This is a genomic window from Streptococcus suis YS161, from assembly GCF_002760245.1.
Taxonomy (GTDB): domain Bacteria; phylum Bacillota; class Bacilli; order Lactobacillales; family Streptococcaceae; genus Streptococcus; species Streptococcus suis_I.
Map to the genome: position 1 here is coordinate 22,186 of NZ_ASCA01000033.1, position 16,938 is coordinate 39,123.

The following is a 16,938-nucleotide window of genomic DNA, read 5'->3' on the forward strand; positions in this document are numbered from 1 at the left end:
TCATTATACCATATTTTTACCTAGGATAGCAAAAATCAGGCAGGGCTAAAACAAGAGAAAACCAAGGTTTCCCTCGGTTTTTCATCCTTATTCTTCAATTGCAGATTCTGGAGTCGCTTCTGTCGTTTCAACTGCCACTTCTTCAACAACTGCAGATGTAGTACCTGAACTTGCTACACGATTACGAATAGCACCACGTTCAAATGTCAAATAAACACCATCAACATCGAGAACAACCTTTTTATCATCGATTTCATCGACAATACCAAATAGCCCACCAATGGTCACAATTTCATCACCTTTTTTGATTTGGCTAAGTGCATCTTGGCGTTGTTTTTGTTGTTTACGTTGCGAATAGAACATAAAACCAATCATGGCAACCATGACAAGCGGCAAAAATAAACCTTCCATTTGTTTACCTCTTTTATTGTTTGATAAGCATGATTATATCAAATTCTTGACAAGAAAGCAAAGTTCGACCAAACAGAAAAAGACCGAACTTTCGTTCAGTCTTCGCACACTATTTTGCGCTCCATACACTCTCAAGGATGTTGGTCTGTTCACGACCTGGACCTACTGAGAAGGTTGAGATACGAACGCCTACCAATTCGCTAATACGACGAACATAGTTGCGAGCCGCTTCTGGCAATTCATCCAAACTACGCACACCTGTGATGTCTTCAGACCAACCTGGCATTTCTTCATAGATTGGTTTGCATCGTTTGAGTTGCTCCAAACTTGCAGGATAATGGTCAATACGCTCACCATCCAAGTCATAAGCCACGCAGATTTTCAAAGTCTCAAGTCCTGACAAAACGTCGATTGAGTTGAGGGACAAGTTGGTAATACCAGATACACGGCGGCTGTGACGCATAACAACCGAGTCAAACCAACCAACACGACGTGGACGACCTGTTGTCGTACCGTATTCCTTACCGATTTCACGGATACGGTCACCGATTTCATCATGCAATTCAGTTGGGAATGGTCCGTCACCAACACGGCTAGTGTAGGCCTTACATACACCAACAACCTTGTCAATCTTGCTTGGGCCGACACCGCTACCGATCGTCACACCACCAGCAACTGGGTTTGAAGAAGTAACGAACGGGTAGGTCCCTTGGTCAATATCCAACATAACCCCTTGCGCCCCTTCAAACAAGACACGTTTGCCTTGATCGAGGGCATCGTTCAAAATAACAGAGGTATCTGTTACATACTTTTTGATTTCTTGACCATAAGCGTAGTATTCTTCAAAGATTTCGTCAAACTCAATCGGAGTTGACTCATACATTTTCTCAAACAAACGGTTTTTCTCAGCCAAGTTTGTTCTCAAACGCTCCGCAAAAATCTCCTTGTCCAAGAGGTCTGCAATACGGATACCAACACGGGCTGCCTTGTCCATGTAGGCTGGACCAATACCCTTGTTGGTTGTACCAATCTTGTTCTCGCCTTTTGATTCTTCTTGCAACTGGTCCAATTTGATGTGGTAAGGCAAGATGACGTGTGCACGGTCTGAAATCCGCAAATTATCTGTTGTCACACCTGAATCATGGAGATAGTTGATTTCCTTCACCAAAGATTTTGGATTGACAACCACACCATTACCGATTACAGAAATCTTTTCTGGGAAGAAGATTCCTGACGGAATCAAGTGCAATTTATACTTAGTTCCGTCGATAACGATGGTATGTCCAGCATTATCTCCACCTTGATAACGTGCGATTACTTCAGCATTAGCAGACAAGAAGTCTGTAATTTTACCCTTACCTTCGTCGCCCCACTGGGTTCCTACAACAACTACTGATGTCATATTCACTCTTTCTCTGAACTGGCTGACCAGTCCAGCCTTTCTTCTACTTCTGGCAGGAATCTCACCTGCAAGTTTCGTTTTTACATATTATTTTATCAAAAAACGAACATTTTTTCAAGAATTTCTTACATTTTCGTTTATAACGGATGTTATCCTTTTATTTAAATAGATAAAAAGAAAAATACGAACAAAGCACCTTCTTAAACATTTTTAAAGTTGTTTTTTGTTGAAATTCCCGAAGTCTGCAGTTTCTGGACAGTAACCAACTTCATTTTTTTCCTTGAAAACGTAGCAGAAATTTGTATTTGTACCCCAAACTAGATAAAATTGGAAGTAGATTTTAAGAGAAACAAAAAAGGATTGCTTATGTTACAGAAATTATCCCCAAACAGTCCCATTCTCCAAGCCACCTTTGGTGTGGAACGGGAATCCTTACGAATGAATAACAACAACCGCGTAGCTCAGACGCCCCACCCAGAAAAATTGGGCTCACGCAATTTTCATCCCTATATCCAGACAGACTACAGCGAACCACAGCTGGAGCTGATTACGCCTGTGGCTCATTCGACCAAGGAGGCCCGCCGTTTCCTAGGAGCCATTACGGATGTAGCTGTTCGCTCTATGGAAAAAACAGAGTATCTCTGGCCCCTGTCTATGCCACCTGTGATTTCAGAGGATGAGATTCAGATTGCCCAGCTGGAGAGCGACTACGAGTACCAGTACCGTGTCGGCTTGGCGAAACGCTACGGCAAACTGCTTCAATCTATGTCAGGCATTCACTATAATTTTGAGCTAGGTAAAGACCTGACCCAGCAACTCTTTGTAGTCAGTGGCTACGATGACCTTATCTCCTTCAAAAACGCCCTCTATCTCAAGCTGGCTCAGAATTTCTTACGCTACCGTTGGCTCTTAACCTACCTATATGGGGCAAGTAGCCTAGCCGAAAAAGGATTCCTAACCACGGAAGTCGGTTGCGTCCGTTCCATTCGTAATTCCAAGTACGGCTATGTCAACTCCGATGATGTTCATATTTCCTTTTCTTCTCTCCAACAGTACGTGGCCGACATCGAACAAGCTGTCCAATCTGGTCAACTATCCGCTGAGAAGGAATTTTACTCTTCCGTCCGACTACGTGGAGCAAAGACTAGCCGTGACTACCTCAGCAAGGGGATTTCTTATTTAGAATTCCGTTCCTTCGACCTGAACCCCTATGACCCGCTTGCTATTAGTCAAGAAACCCTTGATACAGTCCACCTCTTTATCTTATCTCTTCTTTGGCTAGACCAACTGACAGATGTTGATAACACCTTAGCAAAAGCAGATAAACTTAACAATCTCATCGCCCTCAGTCATCCACACACACCTCTACCTAACGATGCCGATGCCACGCCAATCTTAACGGCCATGAAAGCCATAGTTCTACACTTTGGACTGGATGACTACTATGGCCAGCTCATTACACATGTGGAGGCAGCACTTCAAGACCCTCGTTTGACCCTTTCTGGAAAAATAGCAGAGCAGGTTGAAGATGGGTCTCTGGAAAAGTTTGGTCAGCAGCAGGGACAAGTCTTTCATGACTATGCTTGGACAGCCCCTTACGCCCTCAAGGGCTATGAAAACATGGAACTCTCCACCCAGATGATTCTCTTTGACGCCATTCAGCTGGGCTTGAACGTGGAGATTTTGGATGAAGAAGACCAATTTCTCAAACTATGGCATGGTGACCATGTCGAGTACATCAAAAATGGCAACATGACTTCCAAGGACAACTACGTCATTCCTCTAGCCATGGCCAACAAGGTCGTGACCAAGAAAATCTTGGACCAGGCTGGTTTTCCAGTACCTGCGGGAGCGGAATTTGCTAACAAGGAAGATGCCCTGCGGTACTACGGGCAGGTAGCCAGCTCTGCCATTGTTGTCAAACCAAAATCTACCAACTTCGGCCTAGGCATCTCTATCTTCCAGGAGCCAGCCAGCCTTGCGGACTATGAAAAAGCCCTGAACATCGCCTTTTCGGAAGATAGCCATGTGCTCGTGGAGGAGTTCGTAGCGGGAACTGAGTACCGCTTCTTTATCCTTGATGGCAAGTGCGAGGCTGTCCTGCTCCGCGTCGCGGCCAATGTCGTGGGTGACGGTAGCTCAACCATCCGTGAATTGGTGGACCAAAAAAACCAAGATCCACTGCGAGGGCGTGACCATCGTTCGCCACTTGAAATCATCAATCTGGGTGATATCGAACTGCTCATGTTGGAGCAACAGGGCTACACACCTGATACGGTCTTGCCAGAAGGCGTCCAAGCCTTTCTGCGTGGCAATTCCAATATCTCAACGGGTGGTGACTCCATCGATATGACCGACCAGATGAACGAGTCCTACAAGCAACTGGCCGCCGATATGGCAACTGCTATGAGAGCTTGGGCTTGTGGTGTGGACTTGATTATCCCCGACCGCACCAAGCCAGCAAGCAAGGAAGATCCAAACTGCACCTGTATCGAGCTTAACTTCAACCCTGCCATGTACCTGCATACCTATACTTACGCAGGACCTGGTCAGAGCATTACGCCGAAAATTTTGAAAAAATTATTTCCAGAGCTATAGTTTCCCATTTTCCTTACTTTGTTAGTACTTACTTCAAAGGTTCGTGGAACTTTTGAAGGCTGGAGATAGGGCAAAGCACGTTCGCCTCAATAGCTGCAGGTTGCTGGGAGTGGGAAAGAACTCGACCAAGATAAAAAGAGTTCGTCAACAAGTCTTTATTTCTAGTTGTTGAGCTGAAACAGTCTATTCCCAGACATCAATTTATGTGAGCTGACTGCCGTCAGCTTATATCTCCCACTTTAAAAGGTCTCCCAGACCTTTTAAACTCCCAACTAATGTTAAGTAAAATGAATATGGCACCAAGATAATCATTTATATCTGGGTGCTTTTTATGAACCAATTTCCAGCATCTCACTATATCGTTCGTTATTTGTTTTGTTTTCTAATGTATTTTTACTATTTCATTTGAATTTTTAAAAATATCCGTATTATATCTAAAAAAAGTATTCCAAACGACTCATTTTTTGTTAAACTATATATATAACAACTGCAGACGTTTTGATAACGTCCATATATAACAAAAAGGAGTTTTATATGAAGATTAGAAACCGTTCTCTCTTCTATACCGTAGGGTCTGTAGCGGTAACAGCCGGACTCTTGCTTAGCCTTGCTACTTCGCCCATACCATCTGTGCACGCTACTGAAGTGGCGATAGAGAATTATCCGTCGCTTGCAATAACCAAGTCGGAGGTCACGATACAAGGCTATCTTATTGCACCACTTAATAGTAGCGGAACCGCTTTTGACGCCACTAACAAAACAAATCTAGCCCTTGGTGCAAGCATGGATACTGCGGCCGCCGACACTATCCCTATTCAACTAAAAGAACCTCTTCGCAGCCAATTCAACCTCGTTGATCATCCCGAACTAGTCGGAAAATTGGTTCGCATCACAGGAACTAGCGATACATACATGAAGCGAGCTGGGATCAAGCCAGCTACAGCGATTGAAATCGTAGATTCATCTTCTACTAATGTTCAGCCACCAACAAGTGAAAATACAGCTACCAAACCAAGTGACCTTGTTTCTACACCGATTGCTACTGTTCGCTCTGGTGCACAAGGAACAGAGTACACCGTTTCTGGTAAAATTATTAGCCTAGTAAACGGTTGGGGAGGAAACGGCTTTTACCTCCAAGATTCTGACGGTGCTGGTATCTATATCTACCCTGGGGCTGTCTTGGGCTATCAGCCTGGTGATACAGTCCAATTAACAGGAACATTGGGTGAGTATAAAGGCGAACTCCAACTAACCACAGTTAGCAACCACAAGGCTATCTCTGAGCATTTCAACGCTCCCATTACAGAAACAAACATCGCTCAGTTAGCAACACAAGCACAGGCAACACTAGTTTCTCTAAAAAACTTGACTGTCGGAGATATTCAAAGCGATAGCTATCAAAATGCTACCTTTACCGTAACTGACTCCGAAGGACAAACTGTTGATGTACGCTTAGATAGCCGAACAGGTATCAAAACGGCTGATCTTTTGAACCATATCAACAAGGGAGATAAGATTAATCTAACCGCTATTTTATCCACCTATAATGGAAAAATACAATTAAAACCATTTGACCTCTCTCATTTTGAAGTCGTTGAAAAGGCAACAACAGAAACAACACCTGGCAAGACCGAAACTGTAACAGTCGGTCACATTCAAGGTGCAAGTCACCAATCACCTCTAACCAATCAATCTGTGATTCTTAAAAACGTCGTAGTAACCTACGTTACCTCTGCCAATAACTTCTACGTGCAAGATGTCACACCAGATGGAGACGTCAAAACATCTGACGGTATTAATATTTTTACTGACAAATTAAAAACAAATGTCAAGGTAGGAGATCTTGTCACTATCGCAGGACGTGTAGAAGAATACCTCGGAAAAGGTTATACAGAACGTGGAACAGACTTAACCATCACACAAATTCGAGCTACTGAAGTAACTGTGGATGGGACTGCACCTGTACCATCTCCTATAGTCCTTGGTCTTGATCTGACCATCCCAGCAGATATTATCGACAACGACGGTTTGGCTCAATTTGATCCAGAACAAGATGCGCTCGATTTCTGGGAATCCGTTGAGGGCATGGTGGTTGCCGTGGATGATGCAAAAATCCTTGGTCCACTAAAAAACAAGGAAATCTATGTCACTCCTGCCACTAGTCAACTTCCTTTAAATAATGTTGGAGGCGTCAACCTTCGCCCTGAAGGGAATAATACCAATATTATTCCTCTACTTTTGAAAAATGGAAAACAAATCGTCAAATCAGGAGACTATTTCACCGGTCGTATCGCTGGACCAGTCACCTACTCTTACACCAATTATAAAGTCTATGTAGATGATAGCACCCTTCCAACCTTGCACGAAGGAGCTACAAAACCAGAAACGACAACTATTATCCCAAATGATGACAAGCTGACTATCGCTTCTTATAACATTGAAAACTTTTCTGCTGACAGTAAGTCAACATCAGACGCTAAAGTCCAACGCATTGCCAAATCCTTTGTTTCAGACCTACATTCTCCAGATATTATCGGATTGATTGAAGTGCAGGACAACAACGGTGCTACAAATGACGGCACAACTGATGCTAGTAAGAGTGCTGAGCGCCTAATTGCAGCCATTCAAGCAGCCGGCGGACCAATCTATACCTATGTGGATATTGCTCCTGAAAACAACAAAGACGGTGGACAAGAGGGAGGCAATATTCGCGTCGGCTTCCTCTACAACTCAAAACGTGTCAGCCTATCTGACAAACCAATCGGTACCGCAACACAGGCAGTTGCATGGGAAAACGGCGAACTCAATCTCAGCCTGGGCCGAATCGACCCAACCAACCCTGCTTGGGCAGCTGTCCGCAAAACACTTGCAGCTGAATTCGTCTTCAACGGCGAGAAAGTCGTTGTCCTTGCCAACCATCTCAACTCAAAACGCGGTGACAATGGTCTCTACGGAAAAATCCAACCTGTCAGCTTCAAGTCCGAAGAAAAACGCCACATACTAGCACAAACTATCGCTGACTTTACAAAAGCAGGCTTAGCTCAAAATCCAAATGCTAATATCGTTATGCTAGGCGACTTCAATGACTATGAATTTACTAAAACCATAGAAATTTTAGAAACAGGAGGAATGGCTAACCTCGTTAGTCGTCATGATGCATCCGATCGCTTCTCTTACTTCTATAACGGAAACAATCAGTCTCTTGACAATATGCTAGTATCAACTAACTTGTTGGACCGCTATGCCTTTGATATGGTCCATGTCAATTCAGCCTTTATGGAAGAACATGGCAGAGCTTCTGACCACGATCCACTATTGGTACAACTGGATGTGACAAAGGCACAAGAACCAACTCAACCAGAACCAAGCGACAAGCAGACAGATGACTCAGGAACAGTCAATAATAGTGATGACAATGGTATGACCAACAATAACAAGCCAACAAATCTTTCAACTTCTAATCAAACAGCTGTAAATGCTGATGACCGTTCTGGCGCTACAGACAAGGGACAAACAACCGTGACCCCTACTGCCAAAAACAGTCAAAAGAAAATCCTTCCAAAGACAGGAGGAGAAACAAGCTTTGTACTTATCACAATCGGTCTCGTAATCTTGAGCGCCTGCCTTGTCAAAAAACAAAAAGAATCCTAATCATTTTTTGAGCTTGAAAGCATGACTTTCAGGCTCATTTTTCTACTGCTTCACATCTACTTATGCTATAATAATCTTTATGGATAAAATTATTAAGACACTATCAAAAAGCGGGCATTTTCGTGCCTTTGTGCTAGACAGCACAGAAACCGTGAAAACAGCCCAAGAAAAACACGACACCATGGCGTCGTCCACCGTTGCTCTGGGGCGCACCCTCATTGCCAATCAGATTTTGGCTGCCAACGAAAAAGGCGACACCAAGATCACCCTGAAAATCTTGGCTAGCGGTGCTGTTGGGGCTATCATCTCCGTTGCCAATACCAAAGGTCAGGTCAAGGGCTACATTCAAAATCCTGACTTAGACTACAAACGGACAGCGACTGGCGAAGTTATCGTTGGACCTCTCGTGGGCAATGGTCAATTCCTAGTTATCACAGACTACGGAACAGGTCATCCTTACAATTCCATGACACCCTTAATCTCTGGTGAAATTGGTGAAGACTTTGCCTACTTCCTAACAGACAGCCAGCAGACACCATCTGCGGTGGGACTGAATGTCTTGTTGGACGAGGAAGACAAGGTCAAGGTAGCTGGCGGATTCTTGTTGCAAGTTTTACCAGGTGCGACCGAGGCTGAAATTGCCCGTTTCGAGAAACGCATCCAAGAAATGCCTGCCATTTCAAGCTTGCTGGCTTCTGAAAACCATATAGAAGCTCTGCTATCCGCCATTTATGGCGACGACGACTTCAAACGCCTGTCAGAAGAAGAAATCGGTTTTGTCTGCGACTGCTCTAAGGACCGCTTCCTCGATGCTCTGGCCAGCTTGCCAAAAGCGGACCTGCAAGAGATGAAGGAAGAAGACAAGGGCGTGGACATCACCTGCCAATTCTGCCAGACCCATTACCACTTTGACGAAAACGATTTGGAGGAACTCATCAATGGCTAATCTCAACACTCCTTTCATGATTGGTGATGTGGAAATCCCCAATCGCTGCGTGCTGGCCCCAATGGCTGGCGTGACCAACTCGGCCTTCCGCACCATTGCCAAAGAAATGGGCGCAGGCCTGGTCGTTATGGAAATGATTTCTGAAAAAGGCCTTCTCTACAACAACGAGAAGACCCTCCATATGCTCCATATCGACGACAACGAATACCCTATGTCTATCCAGCTTTTCGGTGGCGATGCCGAAGGACTAAAACGGGCTGCCGACTTCATCCAGACCAATACCAAGGCTAATATCGTAGATATTAACATGGGCTGCCCTGTCAACAAGGTCGTTAAAAACGAAGCTGGTGCCAAGTGGCTCAAGGACCCCGACAAGATTTACCACATCATCAAGGAAGTGACCTCGGTCCTCGATATTCCCTTGACAGTTAAAATGCGGACGGGTTGGAACAATACCGACCTAGCGGTCGAAAACGCCCTGGCCGCAGAAAGTGCCGGTGTGTCTGCCCTGGCCATGCACGGACGGACCCGCGAGCAGATGTACACAGGAACGGTTGACCTAGAGACCTTGACCAAGGTAGCTGGCAGCCTGACCAAGATTCCTTTCATCGCAAACGGCGACATCCGCACTGTAGAAGATGCCCGCCAGCGGATTGAGGAAGTCGGAGCCGATGCCGTCATGGTCGGACGGACTGCTATGGGAAATCCATACATCTTCAACCAAATCAACCACTATCTTGAAACAGGAGAAGTCCTGCCCGACCTCTCCTTTGACGACAAACTCAATGTCGCCTTCGACCACCTGACCCGATTGACCAATCTTAAGGGCGAGTCCATTGCCGTTCGTGAATTCCGTGGTCTTGCCCCTCACTACCTCCGTGGCTCAGCTGGTGCAGCCAAGATCCGTGGAGCCGTTGCCCGAGCAGAGACTATCGAGCAGGTCCAAGAACTCTTTGACCAAGCACGAGAAGCCTAGCAGGAACGGATTGCTAAATAAGATAAACTGGCAGGTTAAAACTCGCTAACAATGAAACAGAAAAACGCATAAAACCAAGGTTAGGACCTGATTTTATGCGTTTTTTCTATACTGTTTTACATAGTTTCCTTTCCAAAAAAGGCAAGAAAGGCAGGAGCAATGTAATCCTGATATTGTTGAGGTTGTTCACGAATGAGGGTCGCTGAAATACCAAATTTTCTAGGACTATAATGAGCTTGATAGCCTCGATTTTGCAGTTCCTGAGCGTATTCTTCCTCAGACACATAGAAGACTGGTACTTGATGTTCAGACAAATCCAATAAACCAAGCAGGCGTTCTAACCAAAGGTCCCAGCCATCTGGATAGTCTGGTAAGTCTGTTTCATCCAAGGCACAAACTCTAACTAGCTCATCTTCTTCAAACTGTTCTTGAGCAAATTGAAATCGTTTGGTCAAATCTAAACCAATCAAATCCCCACGGTCCTTGTCATAACCAGACACGACCACACAAACTTGACCACAAGCCAACTTTGCTCGCTCGATCAAATCCAAATGCCCCTTGTGCATGGGGGCAAAGGTTCCAAAAACAACAGCTATGGTTTGATTCATAGATTTCCTTTCTACTGCGAGCAAGCTCACCTCTTCAACTATTTCATCCTTTTTTCAAAACGGAAGAACAATTCTGCGTCTGGAAAGTCAGGCACATGTTCCATGGGGTGAACTGGATTGAAAAACTCCACAATCTGGAAACCACATTTATTGACATAGAAATGAATATTGCGAACTTCAAAATGCGGGGTGTGCGTTTCCCAAACTTCTGTATCTGGATAGGCTTGCTCAATAGCCTGCCAGATGGTCAACCCCAAGCCTTTTCCCTTATGATTGCCATCAACAAACAAGAGGTCCAAGGAGTTGTGATTGGTTGCTGAATCAATCTGAACAACGACACCACCAACCAATTCATTCTCCCAATAAACCTGAAAGGCTTGAGCCTTAGGGGCAAGCAGACTTTCCAAGATTTCCTCACGGCTAATCACCTCTTCCCCCTCTGGCATTTCCTCTGCCAAGGCTTCTAAAAACGCAGCTTGATTGCGGCGGATAAATTCTTCACGTTCTTCTTCCAGAAGCGGTCTTAGTTCTACCATCTTTCCTCCTATTTGACTATATGGTCTTTTAGTTTACTTTTAGTACTAGGCAACGAGCCGCAGGCATAACTGGAGTTAGGCAAGGCGAGTTAACGAAGTAATAAAAGAGAAACTAAATGACGATATCAAACTTGAGCTCTTCGCCCTTAACCCCAACCTTCAAGGTCGAACCAGTAGCCAAGTCACCACGGAGCAACATTTCTGCCAATGGGTCTTCCAATTTGGTTTGTAAGAGTCTACGAAGTGGACGAGCTCCCATTTCTGGGTCGTAACCTTGTTTAGCTAATAACTTAAGGGCTGACGGTTGCAGTTTAAGAGTAATTCCTTTCTCAGCTGTTACAGCCAACAAAGGTTTAATCATGACCTTGACAACATCCTGCATATGAGTTTCCGTTAGGCTATGGAAGACAACTTTCTCGTCAATACGGTTGATAAATTCTGGACGATAGGCTTTTTTCAATTCCTCAAAAATGCGTTTCTCCACTTCCTTGTGGTCCTTAGATAAATCAAGGGCACCAAAACCAACTGTCTTATCATCACGAAGGGCTGTTGCTCCAAGGTTTGACGTCATGATAATAATAGTATTTGAGAAATCAACCTTACGTCCCTTACTGTCCGTCAGAACACCATCATCCAAGACCTGCAAGAGAACATTGAAAATATCTGGATGAGCCTTTTCAACCTCATCAAAAAGAAGAACAGAATAAGGTTTGTTACGAACTTTTTCTGTCAATTCGCCACCTTCTTCATAGCCCACGTAGCCCGGAGGCGCTCCATTGAGACGGCTGGCCGCAAATTTCTCCATATACTCAGACATATCAAAACGGATAAGAGCAGATTCATCATCAAAGAGAACCTCTGCCAAGGCTTTAGCAAGCTCTGTCTTACCGACACCAGTTGGTCCCAAGAACATAAAGGAACCAATCGGTCTGCGACCTGTACGAATCCCTGACTGATTACGGCGAATAGCTCTGCTAACTGCAGAAATAGCTTCTTCCTGCCCAATCACACGCTTGTGCAATTCTGCTTCCAGATTCAGATACTTCTTAGTATCTGATTGGCTAAGCTTGGCTACTGGGATACCTGACAAGCGACTAAGTGTTTCTAAAACATCTTCTTCTGTTACTTCAAGGTCATAGTTTTGACTAGCCTCGGCATCTTCTTTCGTTTTAATCAAAAGCTTGCTGACAGTCTTATATTTTTTATCCATCAAGGCCTTGTCTATGCTCGTCAATCCTGTTTCCTCAGCCTGCCCTTTCACTCGATTTTGTACAGTTGCACTGGCTTCATCCAGCAAGTCAATGGCTGAATCTGGCAGGTTTTTGCTGGTCAAATACCGCTTAGCGTAGGTCACGGCAGTCTCTACAGCTGCTTGTCCAATACGGACCCTATGGTATTTTTCAAAAGTACCTTTTAAACCAGTCAAAATGGCAATGCTATCTTCCACTGTCGGCTCTTCAATGGTCACTTTGGCAAAACGACGAACCAGGGCTGCGTCTTTCTCAATATGCTTTTGGTACTCTGTCTGAGTCGTCGCTCCGACCGTACGGAGGGTGCCACGAGCAAGAGCTGGTTTGAGGATATTGGCTGCATCCAAGGTCGAATCAATCCCCGATCCAGAACCCATAATGGTATGCAACTCATCGATGAAAAGGATGACCTGACCATCTTCCTCGATGTCGTTGATGATATTATTCATCCGCTCTTCGAAATCACCACGGAAACGAGTTCCAGCGATAACGTTCATCAAGTCAAGTTCCAAAACCCGCATCTTAGCCAAGCTGACAGGGACATCACCTGCAGCAACACGTTGAGCAAGACCCAAAGCAAGCGCAGTTTTTCCGACACCAGCATCACCAACTAGAACTGGGTTATTCTTGGTTTTACGTGATAGAATTTGGATCATCCGTGCAATCTCAGCGTCTCGACCGATGACAGGTTCAATCTTCCCTTCACGCGCCAAAGCTGTCAAATCACGAGTGTAGTCTTCTAACCCACCACTTTGAGGTGCTGGGGGCATTCCCATCATCTGTCCCATATTGGCAGGTTTGGCTTTGCCACCCTTCATCACACTGCGGATAGCTTTAAGGTCCTCTTTGGTAAATCCCGCACGTGCCTCCAAGTTTTTACGCAAATCCAAGAAACGAAACTTATCATCTGAGTCTTCAAAACAAAAACCTACCTTGTCCAAAATCTGACTAGCTGTTGACCGCTTGTCCAACAACATAGCCATAAACAAATGTTCCGTTCCCAGCTCCTTAGCCTTGACGACTTCTGCAATTTTCTTGGCAAAACTAGCTGTTTCATCCAAACGTTTAGAAGATGGTAAAATACGAAAACTATCCAACTCTTCACGATAGACCTTGTCGGTCACAACAAAAGTTGCATGTTCATAGTCAGAAATTGAAATAGGATATTCTGCCAAAACAGCGCCGGCGACTGTATCATGGTTGATAACGAAAGACAAGAGAACATGCCAGGTTTCCAAGTAATCACAGGCATAACGTTGGGCCACTAACTGGGCATCTTCAAAAACCCGCTGTAAACCAGTTGAAATTTTCATGAATTATTCCTCTTTCCTATCTAAACGTCGTAGTATTTGACGCATCATGCGTGCTCGAATGGTACTTGCATCTTTTCCTAATATTTCATCAGATCCTGTGGACAAAAAGAGATTGCCTTCTCGTTCTGTCATCAAACCTTCATCAAAAAGGAGTTGTAAAATATCCGCATAAACCGTCGCAGATAGTTGCTCGCCCATATTATTCAATAAATCATGAACCAATTCGTGCTTGTCCGAAAAGGTAATCCGACCAATACGAATGTAGCCACCGCCACCACGCTTGCTTTCCACTATGTAGCCTCGACTGGCTGTAAAACGGGTTTTTATCACGTAGTTAATCTGACTTGGCACCACTTCAAACCGACTGGCCAATTCACTCCGACGCAACTCTGCCACATTGACCTGGTCCAAGATGGCTTTGATATGTTCTTCGATATAATCTGATGTATTCTTCATCGCCATAGTATCGCCTCTTTCTTTGACTATCTTTGACCATTATACCCTAAAATGACGAATTTTGAAAGCAAAAGCCCAGTCCCTTCCGTAGCAGAATTTTGAAATCTGCTCTGCTTTTTTCTATAATAAAAGAAAAAAGGAGAACATCATGAACTTTCAAGACTACATTCAAGATTTTACAAGTGTGACTGTGGAGCAGGCACAGAACCTTCTAGCTGCAAAAGAGGGGGCTGTTCTCTTCATCGGACGAGCAACCTGCCCTTACTGCAACCGCTTTGCGCCAAAACTCCATAAGGTCGCCCAAGACAAGCAAGTGACCGTCCACTTCCTCGACTCCAGCCAAGTCAGTCCTGAACTCCAGGCCCTTCGCGACCACTACCAAGTTCCTACCGTCCCAGGCCTCCTCGTTGCTAAACCAACTGGCGTCCAAGTCCGCTGCGACTCCAGCATGATGGAAGAAGAAATTGTGGCTTTTATTGAGGACTAATGCTAGACATTTCCTACCAAGCCAACACCTTCCACACCTCTTATCAAGGAAGACCACTAGGCAAGATTCACAGCTACCAAAATCCCTACCACCAGACCAATATCTATCTGCGACTAGATTTGGTTGATTTCGATTGCACCATAGCAGAGCAGCTCTTCCAGTCCCTACAGACTTCCTTAGGCGGAAAACCTCTTCAGGTTATACTCTCCTCTGCAGAGCAGGAAAGAATTCATTTCCTCACCGCAGCTGGCTTTGTCTGCAAACGGAAATGTTACGAGTTCGAAGTGACCAAACAAGACTACCTTGGTCAAACAGGCACTACCAACCTAGACATAGCCCGCAAAGGTACCGCACCTTATCAAATAGCCTGTCAGCAAATTTTTGACCACTATCAAACAGTCCACCAAGACATCAATCCATGGACTGCCAGTCAAGAAGAATTCGAGAAGGACTTACCTGACCTGGTTTATACAGACTCAGAAAATTGTGCCTTCGTAGAAAACAATGAAATTGCCTACGTATGCGGAAAAGATGAACAAACTTTTGATTTCTTCATCCAAACAGTTATTTGCCAACTATTTGAACAGTATGAGCAAATTAGCTTTGAGGCTGATGACTGGGAGTGAGAAAGAACTCGACCGGTCTAAAAAGAGTTCGTCTTCTCACCCCCGCACAGTTGATTAGGTCAGATTTGGAGTGTAATACACGAACAAATCTGCCAATCAACCACTGCGCTGAGATGTTGACACGAACTCTGAGAAGCGCGGCTGGACTTGAGCCCAGCCGCCATGCATTTAGCTGACCAATTCCGACAACCAAACAAGCCTAGCTGGGATACGTACATCTTAGAAAGCTAGCAAAAAGCACCGACCACAAGGCCGGTGCTTTTTAAGGAGATTATGAAAAATATTTAGGATTGATACTAGTATAACTCACTCAACCTGTTCAGGCATCAGACCTAAGACCGATTTTGCCAAAAAAGAACCCCCTTTCGGAAGTTCTTGAATTGTCGAGTAGTCTTTCAGTTTGCTTTTAGTACGAGGCAACGAGCCGTAGGCTGTACTGAAGTACAGCACGGCGAGTTCAAATACTCCAGTGGAGTATTTGAAGTTGGAAATATGGAAACGGCGTTTCCTCATACGTCGAAGTAATAAAAGATAAAATGAAGACTAGCAATTATTTACCAAGAGCTGCTGCCATCGTCGCTGCAACTTCTGCTTCAAAGTCGTTTGAAGCTTTCTCGATACCTTCACCTACTTCGAAACGAGCAAATTCTACAACTGACGCGTTTACTGAGTTCAAGTAAGCTTCAACTGTTTTGCTGTCGTCCATGATGTAAACTTGTGCAAGAAGTGTGTAAGCTTGGTCAACTTGAGTGTTGTCAAGCAAGAAGCGGTCCATTTTACCTGGGATGATTTTGTCCCAGATTTTTTCTGGTTTGCCTTCAGCTGCCAATTCAGCCTTGATCGCTTCTTCAGCTGCAGCAATGATTTCGTCTGTCAACTGAGCTTTTGAACCATATTGCAAGAGTGGCAATGCTGGTTTGTCAACCATTGCACGGCTTTCATTGTCTTGCTCGATCTTGTGGTTGATTTGTGCCAATTCGTCTTTGATGAATTGCTCGTCCAATTCTGTGTAAGAAAGAACAGTTGGTTTCATCGCAGCGATGTGCATTGAGATTTGTTTTGCAAGAGTTTCGTCACCACCGTCGATTACTGAGATAACACCGATACGACCGCCGTTGTGTTGGTAAGCACCAAATGCTTGAGCATCTGTTTTTTCAACCAATGCAAAGCGACGGAATGAGATTTTCTCACCGATAGTTGCAGTTGCGTTTACATATGCTTCTTCAAGAGTTTCACCTGAAGGCATTGTCAATTTAAGAGCTGCTTCGTTATCAGCTGGTTTACCTTCTGCAATTACTTTAGCAGTAGTGTTTACCAATTCAACGAATTGAGCGTTTTTCGCAACGAAGTCTGTTTCAGCGTTGACTTCAACAACTGCTGCTACGTTACCGTTCACGTAAACACCTGTCAAACCTTCAGCTGCTACACGGTCAGCTTTCTTAGCTGCCTTAGCCATACCTTTTTCACGAAGCAATTCGATCGCTTTTTCGATATCACCTTCAGTTTCAACCAATGCTTTTTTCGCGTCCATAACGCCAGCACCTGATTTTTCACGCAATTCTTTAACGAGAGCTGCTGTAATTTCTGCCATGTCTATTCTCCTTGTTTGTATTTATAAAATAGAGGAGCGGGCTCAGCCCTGCCCCTCTAGGATTGTTTTTTGATGTTTGGAATTGTA

General features: G+C 44.6%; 13 protein-coding genes. 6 read left to right on the forward strand and 7 right to left on the reverse strand.

What is annotated here, in order from left to right; all coding sequences use genetic code 11:
* Window positions 1-87: 87 nt before the first annotated feature.
* Entirely contained in the window at window positions 88-411 is a 324-nt protein-coding gene (gene yajC, locus SST111_RS04525; protein WP_099810167.1) for a preprotein translocase subunit YajC, read from the reverse strand.
* Between the two features lie 109 nt (window positions 412-520).
* Complete coding sequence (locus SST111_RS04530) at window positions 521-1,813, reverse strand: adenylosuccinate synthase (RefSeq protein WP_002937782.1); 1,293 nt, start codon at window positions 1,811-1,813, stop codon at window positions 521-523.
* Between the two features lie 366 nt (window positions 1,814-2,179).
* On the opposite strand from SST111_RS04530, the gene gshAB reads away from it, so the two are divergent.
* From gshAB to dusB, 4 genes are all read left to right on the forward strand, one after another.
* Window positions 2,180-4,411 (forward strand): bifunctional glutamate--cysteine ligase GshA/glutathione synthetase GshB, encoded by a 2,232-nt coding sequence (gene gshAB, locus SST111_RS04535; protein ID WP_099810168.1) that lies wholly within the window; start codon window positions 2,180-2,182, stop codon window positions 4,409-4,411.
* Window positions 4,412-4,945: 534 nt separating this feature from the next.
* Window positions 4,946-8,062: a DUF6359 domain-containing protein gene (locus tag SST111_RS04540; RefSeq protein WP_099810169.1), complete on the forward strand. Its 3,117-nt coding sequence runs from the start codon at window positions 4,946-4,948 to the stop codon at window positions 8,060-8,062.
* 79 nt (window positions 8,063-8,141) lie between these two features.
* The gene (hslO, locus tag SST111_RS04545) at window positions 8,142-9,008 is read left to right on the forward strand and encodes an Hsp33 family molecular chaperone HslO (protein ID WP_024386123.1); all 867 of its coding nucleotides are present in this window, start codon (window positions 8,142-8,144) and stop codon (window positions 9,006-9,008) included.
* On the forward strand, window positions 9,001-9,984 hold the full coding sequence (gene dusB / locus SST111_RS04550) for a tRNA dihydrouridine synthase DusB (protein WP_099810170.1): 984 nt from the start codon (window positions 9,001-9,003) through the stop codon (window positions 9,982-9,984). The genes hslO and dusB overlap by 8 nt, the downstream gene beginning before the upstream one ends.
* A 116-nt stretch (window positions 9,985-10,100) precedes the next feature.
* On the opposite strand, the gene SST111_RS04555 is transcribed toward dusB, so the two are convergent.
* The 4 genes from SST111_RS04555 to SST111_RS04570 form a co-directional block, all read right to left on the reverse strand.
* Window positions 10,101-10,592 (reverse strand): adenylyltransferase/cytidyltransferase family protein, encoded by a 492-nt coding sequence (locus tag SST111_RS04555; RefSeq protein WP_099810171.1) that lies wholly within the window; start codon window positions 10,590-10,592, stop codon window positions 10,101-10,103.
* A 38-nt stretch (window positions 10,593-10,630) separates the two neighbouring features.
* Window positions 10,631-11,128, reverse strand: a complete 498-nt coding sequence (locus SST111_RS04560) for a GNAT family N-acetyltransferase (RefSeq protein ID WP_218963965.1) — start codon at window positions 11,126-11,128, stop codon at window positions 10,631-10,633.
* 112 nt (window positions 11,129-11,240) lie between these two features.
* The gene (locus SST111_RS04565; RefSeq protein WP_099810172.1) at window positions 11,241-13,691 is read right to left on the reverse strand and encodes an ATP-dependent Clp protease ATP-binding subunit; all 2,451 of its coding nucleotides are present in this window, start codon (window positions 13,689-13,691) and stop codon (window positions 11,241-11,243) included.
* 3 nt (window positions 13,692-13,694) lie between these two features.
* Window positions 13,695-14,153, reverse strand: a complete 459-nt coding sequence (locus SST111_RS04570; RefSeq protein ID WP_099810173.1) for a CtsR family transcriptional regulator — start codon at window positions 14,151-14,153, stop codon at window positions 13,695-13,697.
* 142 nt (window positions 14,154-14,295) lie between these two features.
* Between SST111_RS04570 and traF the strand changes: the two genes are divergently transcribed.
* Both traF and SST111_RS04580 read left to right on the forward strand, forming a co-directional pair.
* Window positions 14,296-14,634 (forward strand): conjugal transfer protein TraF, encoded by a 339-nt coding sequence (gene traF / locus SST111_RS04575; protein WP_099810174.1) that lies wholly within the window; start codon window positions 14,296-14,298, stop codon window positions 14,632-14,634.
* Entirely contained in the window at window positions 14,634-15,260 is a 627-nt protein-coding gene (locus tag SST111_RS04580; protein WP_099810175.1) for a GNAT family acetyltransferase, read from the forward strand. The genes traF and SST111_RS04580 overlap by 1 nt, the downstream gene beginning before the upstream one ends.
* A gap of 550 nt (window positions 15,261-15,810) precedes the next feature.
* Here the strand turns inward: SST111_RS04580 and tsf are convergent.
* Window positions 15,811-16,851, reverse strand: a complete 1,041-nt coding sequence (tsf, locus tag SST111_RS04590; RefSeq protein WP_099810176.1) for a translation elongation factor Ts — start codon at window positions 16,849-16,851, stop codon at window positions 15,811-15,813.
* Between the last annotated feature and the right edge of the window lie 87 nt (window positions 16,852-16,938).

Bases quoted from the DNA above. Each gene is read 5' to 3' on its own strand.
- yajC (WP_099810167.1), bottom strand. From the start codon at position 411: ATGGAAGGTTTATTTTTGCCGCTTGTCATGGTTGCCATGATTGGTTTT.
- SST111_RS04565 (WP_099810172.1), bottom strand. From the start codon at position 13,691: ATGAAAATTTCAACTGGTTTACAGCGGGTTTTTGAAGATGCCCAGTTA.
- hslO (WP_024386123.1), top strand. From the start codon at position 8,142: ATGGATAAAATTATTAAGACACTATCAAAAAGCGGGCATTTTCGTGCC.
- SST111_RS04570 (WP_099810173.1), bottom strand. From the start codon at position 14,153: ATGGCGATGAAGAATACATCAGATTATATCGAAGAACATATCAAAGCC.
- traF (WP_099810174.1), top strand. From the start codon at position 14,296: ATGAACTTTCAAGACTACATTCAAGATTTTACAAGTGTGACTGTGGAG.
- dusB (WP_099810170.1), top strand. From the start codon at position 9,001: ATGGCTAATCTCAACACTCCTTTCATGATTGGTGATGTGGAAATCCCC.
- gshAB (WP_099810168.1), top strand. From the start codon at position 2,180: ATGTTACAGAAATTATCCCCAAACAGTCCCATTCTCCAAGCCACCTTT.
- SST111_RS04555 (WP_099810171.1), bottom strand. From the start codon at position 10,592: ATGAATCAAACCATAGCTGTTGTTTTTGGAACCTTTGCCCCCATGCAC.
- SST111_RS04560 (WP_218963965.1), bottom strand. From the start codon at position 11,128: ATGGTAGAACTAAGACCGCTTCTGGAAGAAGAACGTGAAGAATTTATC.
- SST111_RS04540 (WP_099810169.1), top strand. From the start codon at position 4,946: ATGAAGATTAGAAACCGTTCTCTCTTCTATACCGTAGGGTCTGTAGCG.
- SST111_RS04530 (WP_002937782.1), bottom strand. From the start codon at position 1,813: ATGACATCAGTAGTTGTTGTAGGAACCCAGTGGGGCGACGAAGGTAAG.
- tsf (WP_099810176.1), bottom strand. From the start codon at position 16,851: ATGGCAGAAATTACAGCAGCTCTCGTTAAAGAATTGCGTGAAAAATCA.
- SST111_RS04580 (WP_099810175.1), top strand. From the start codon at position 14,634: ATGCTAGACATTTCCTACCAAGCCAACACCTTCCACACCTCTTATCAA.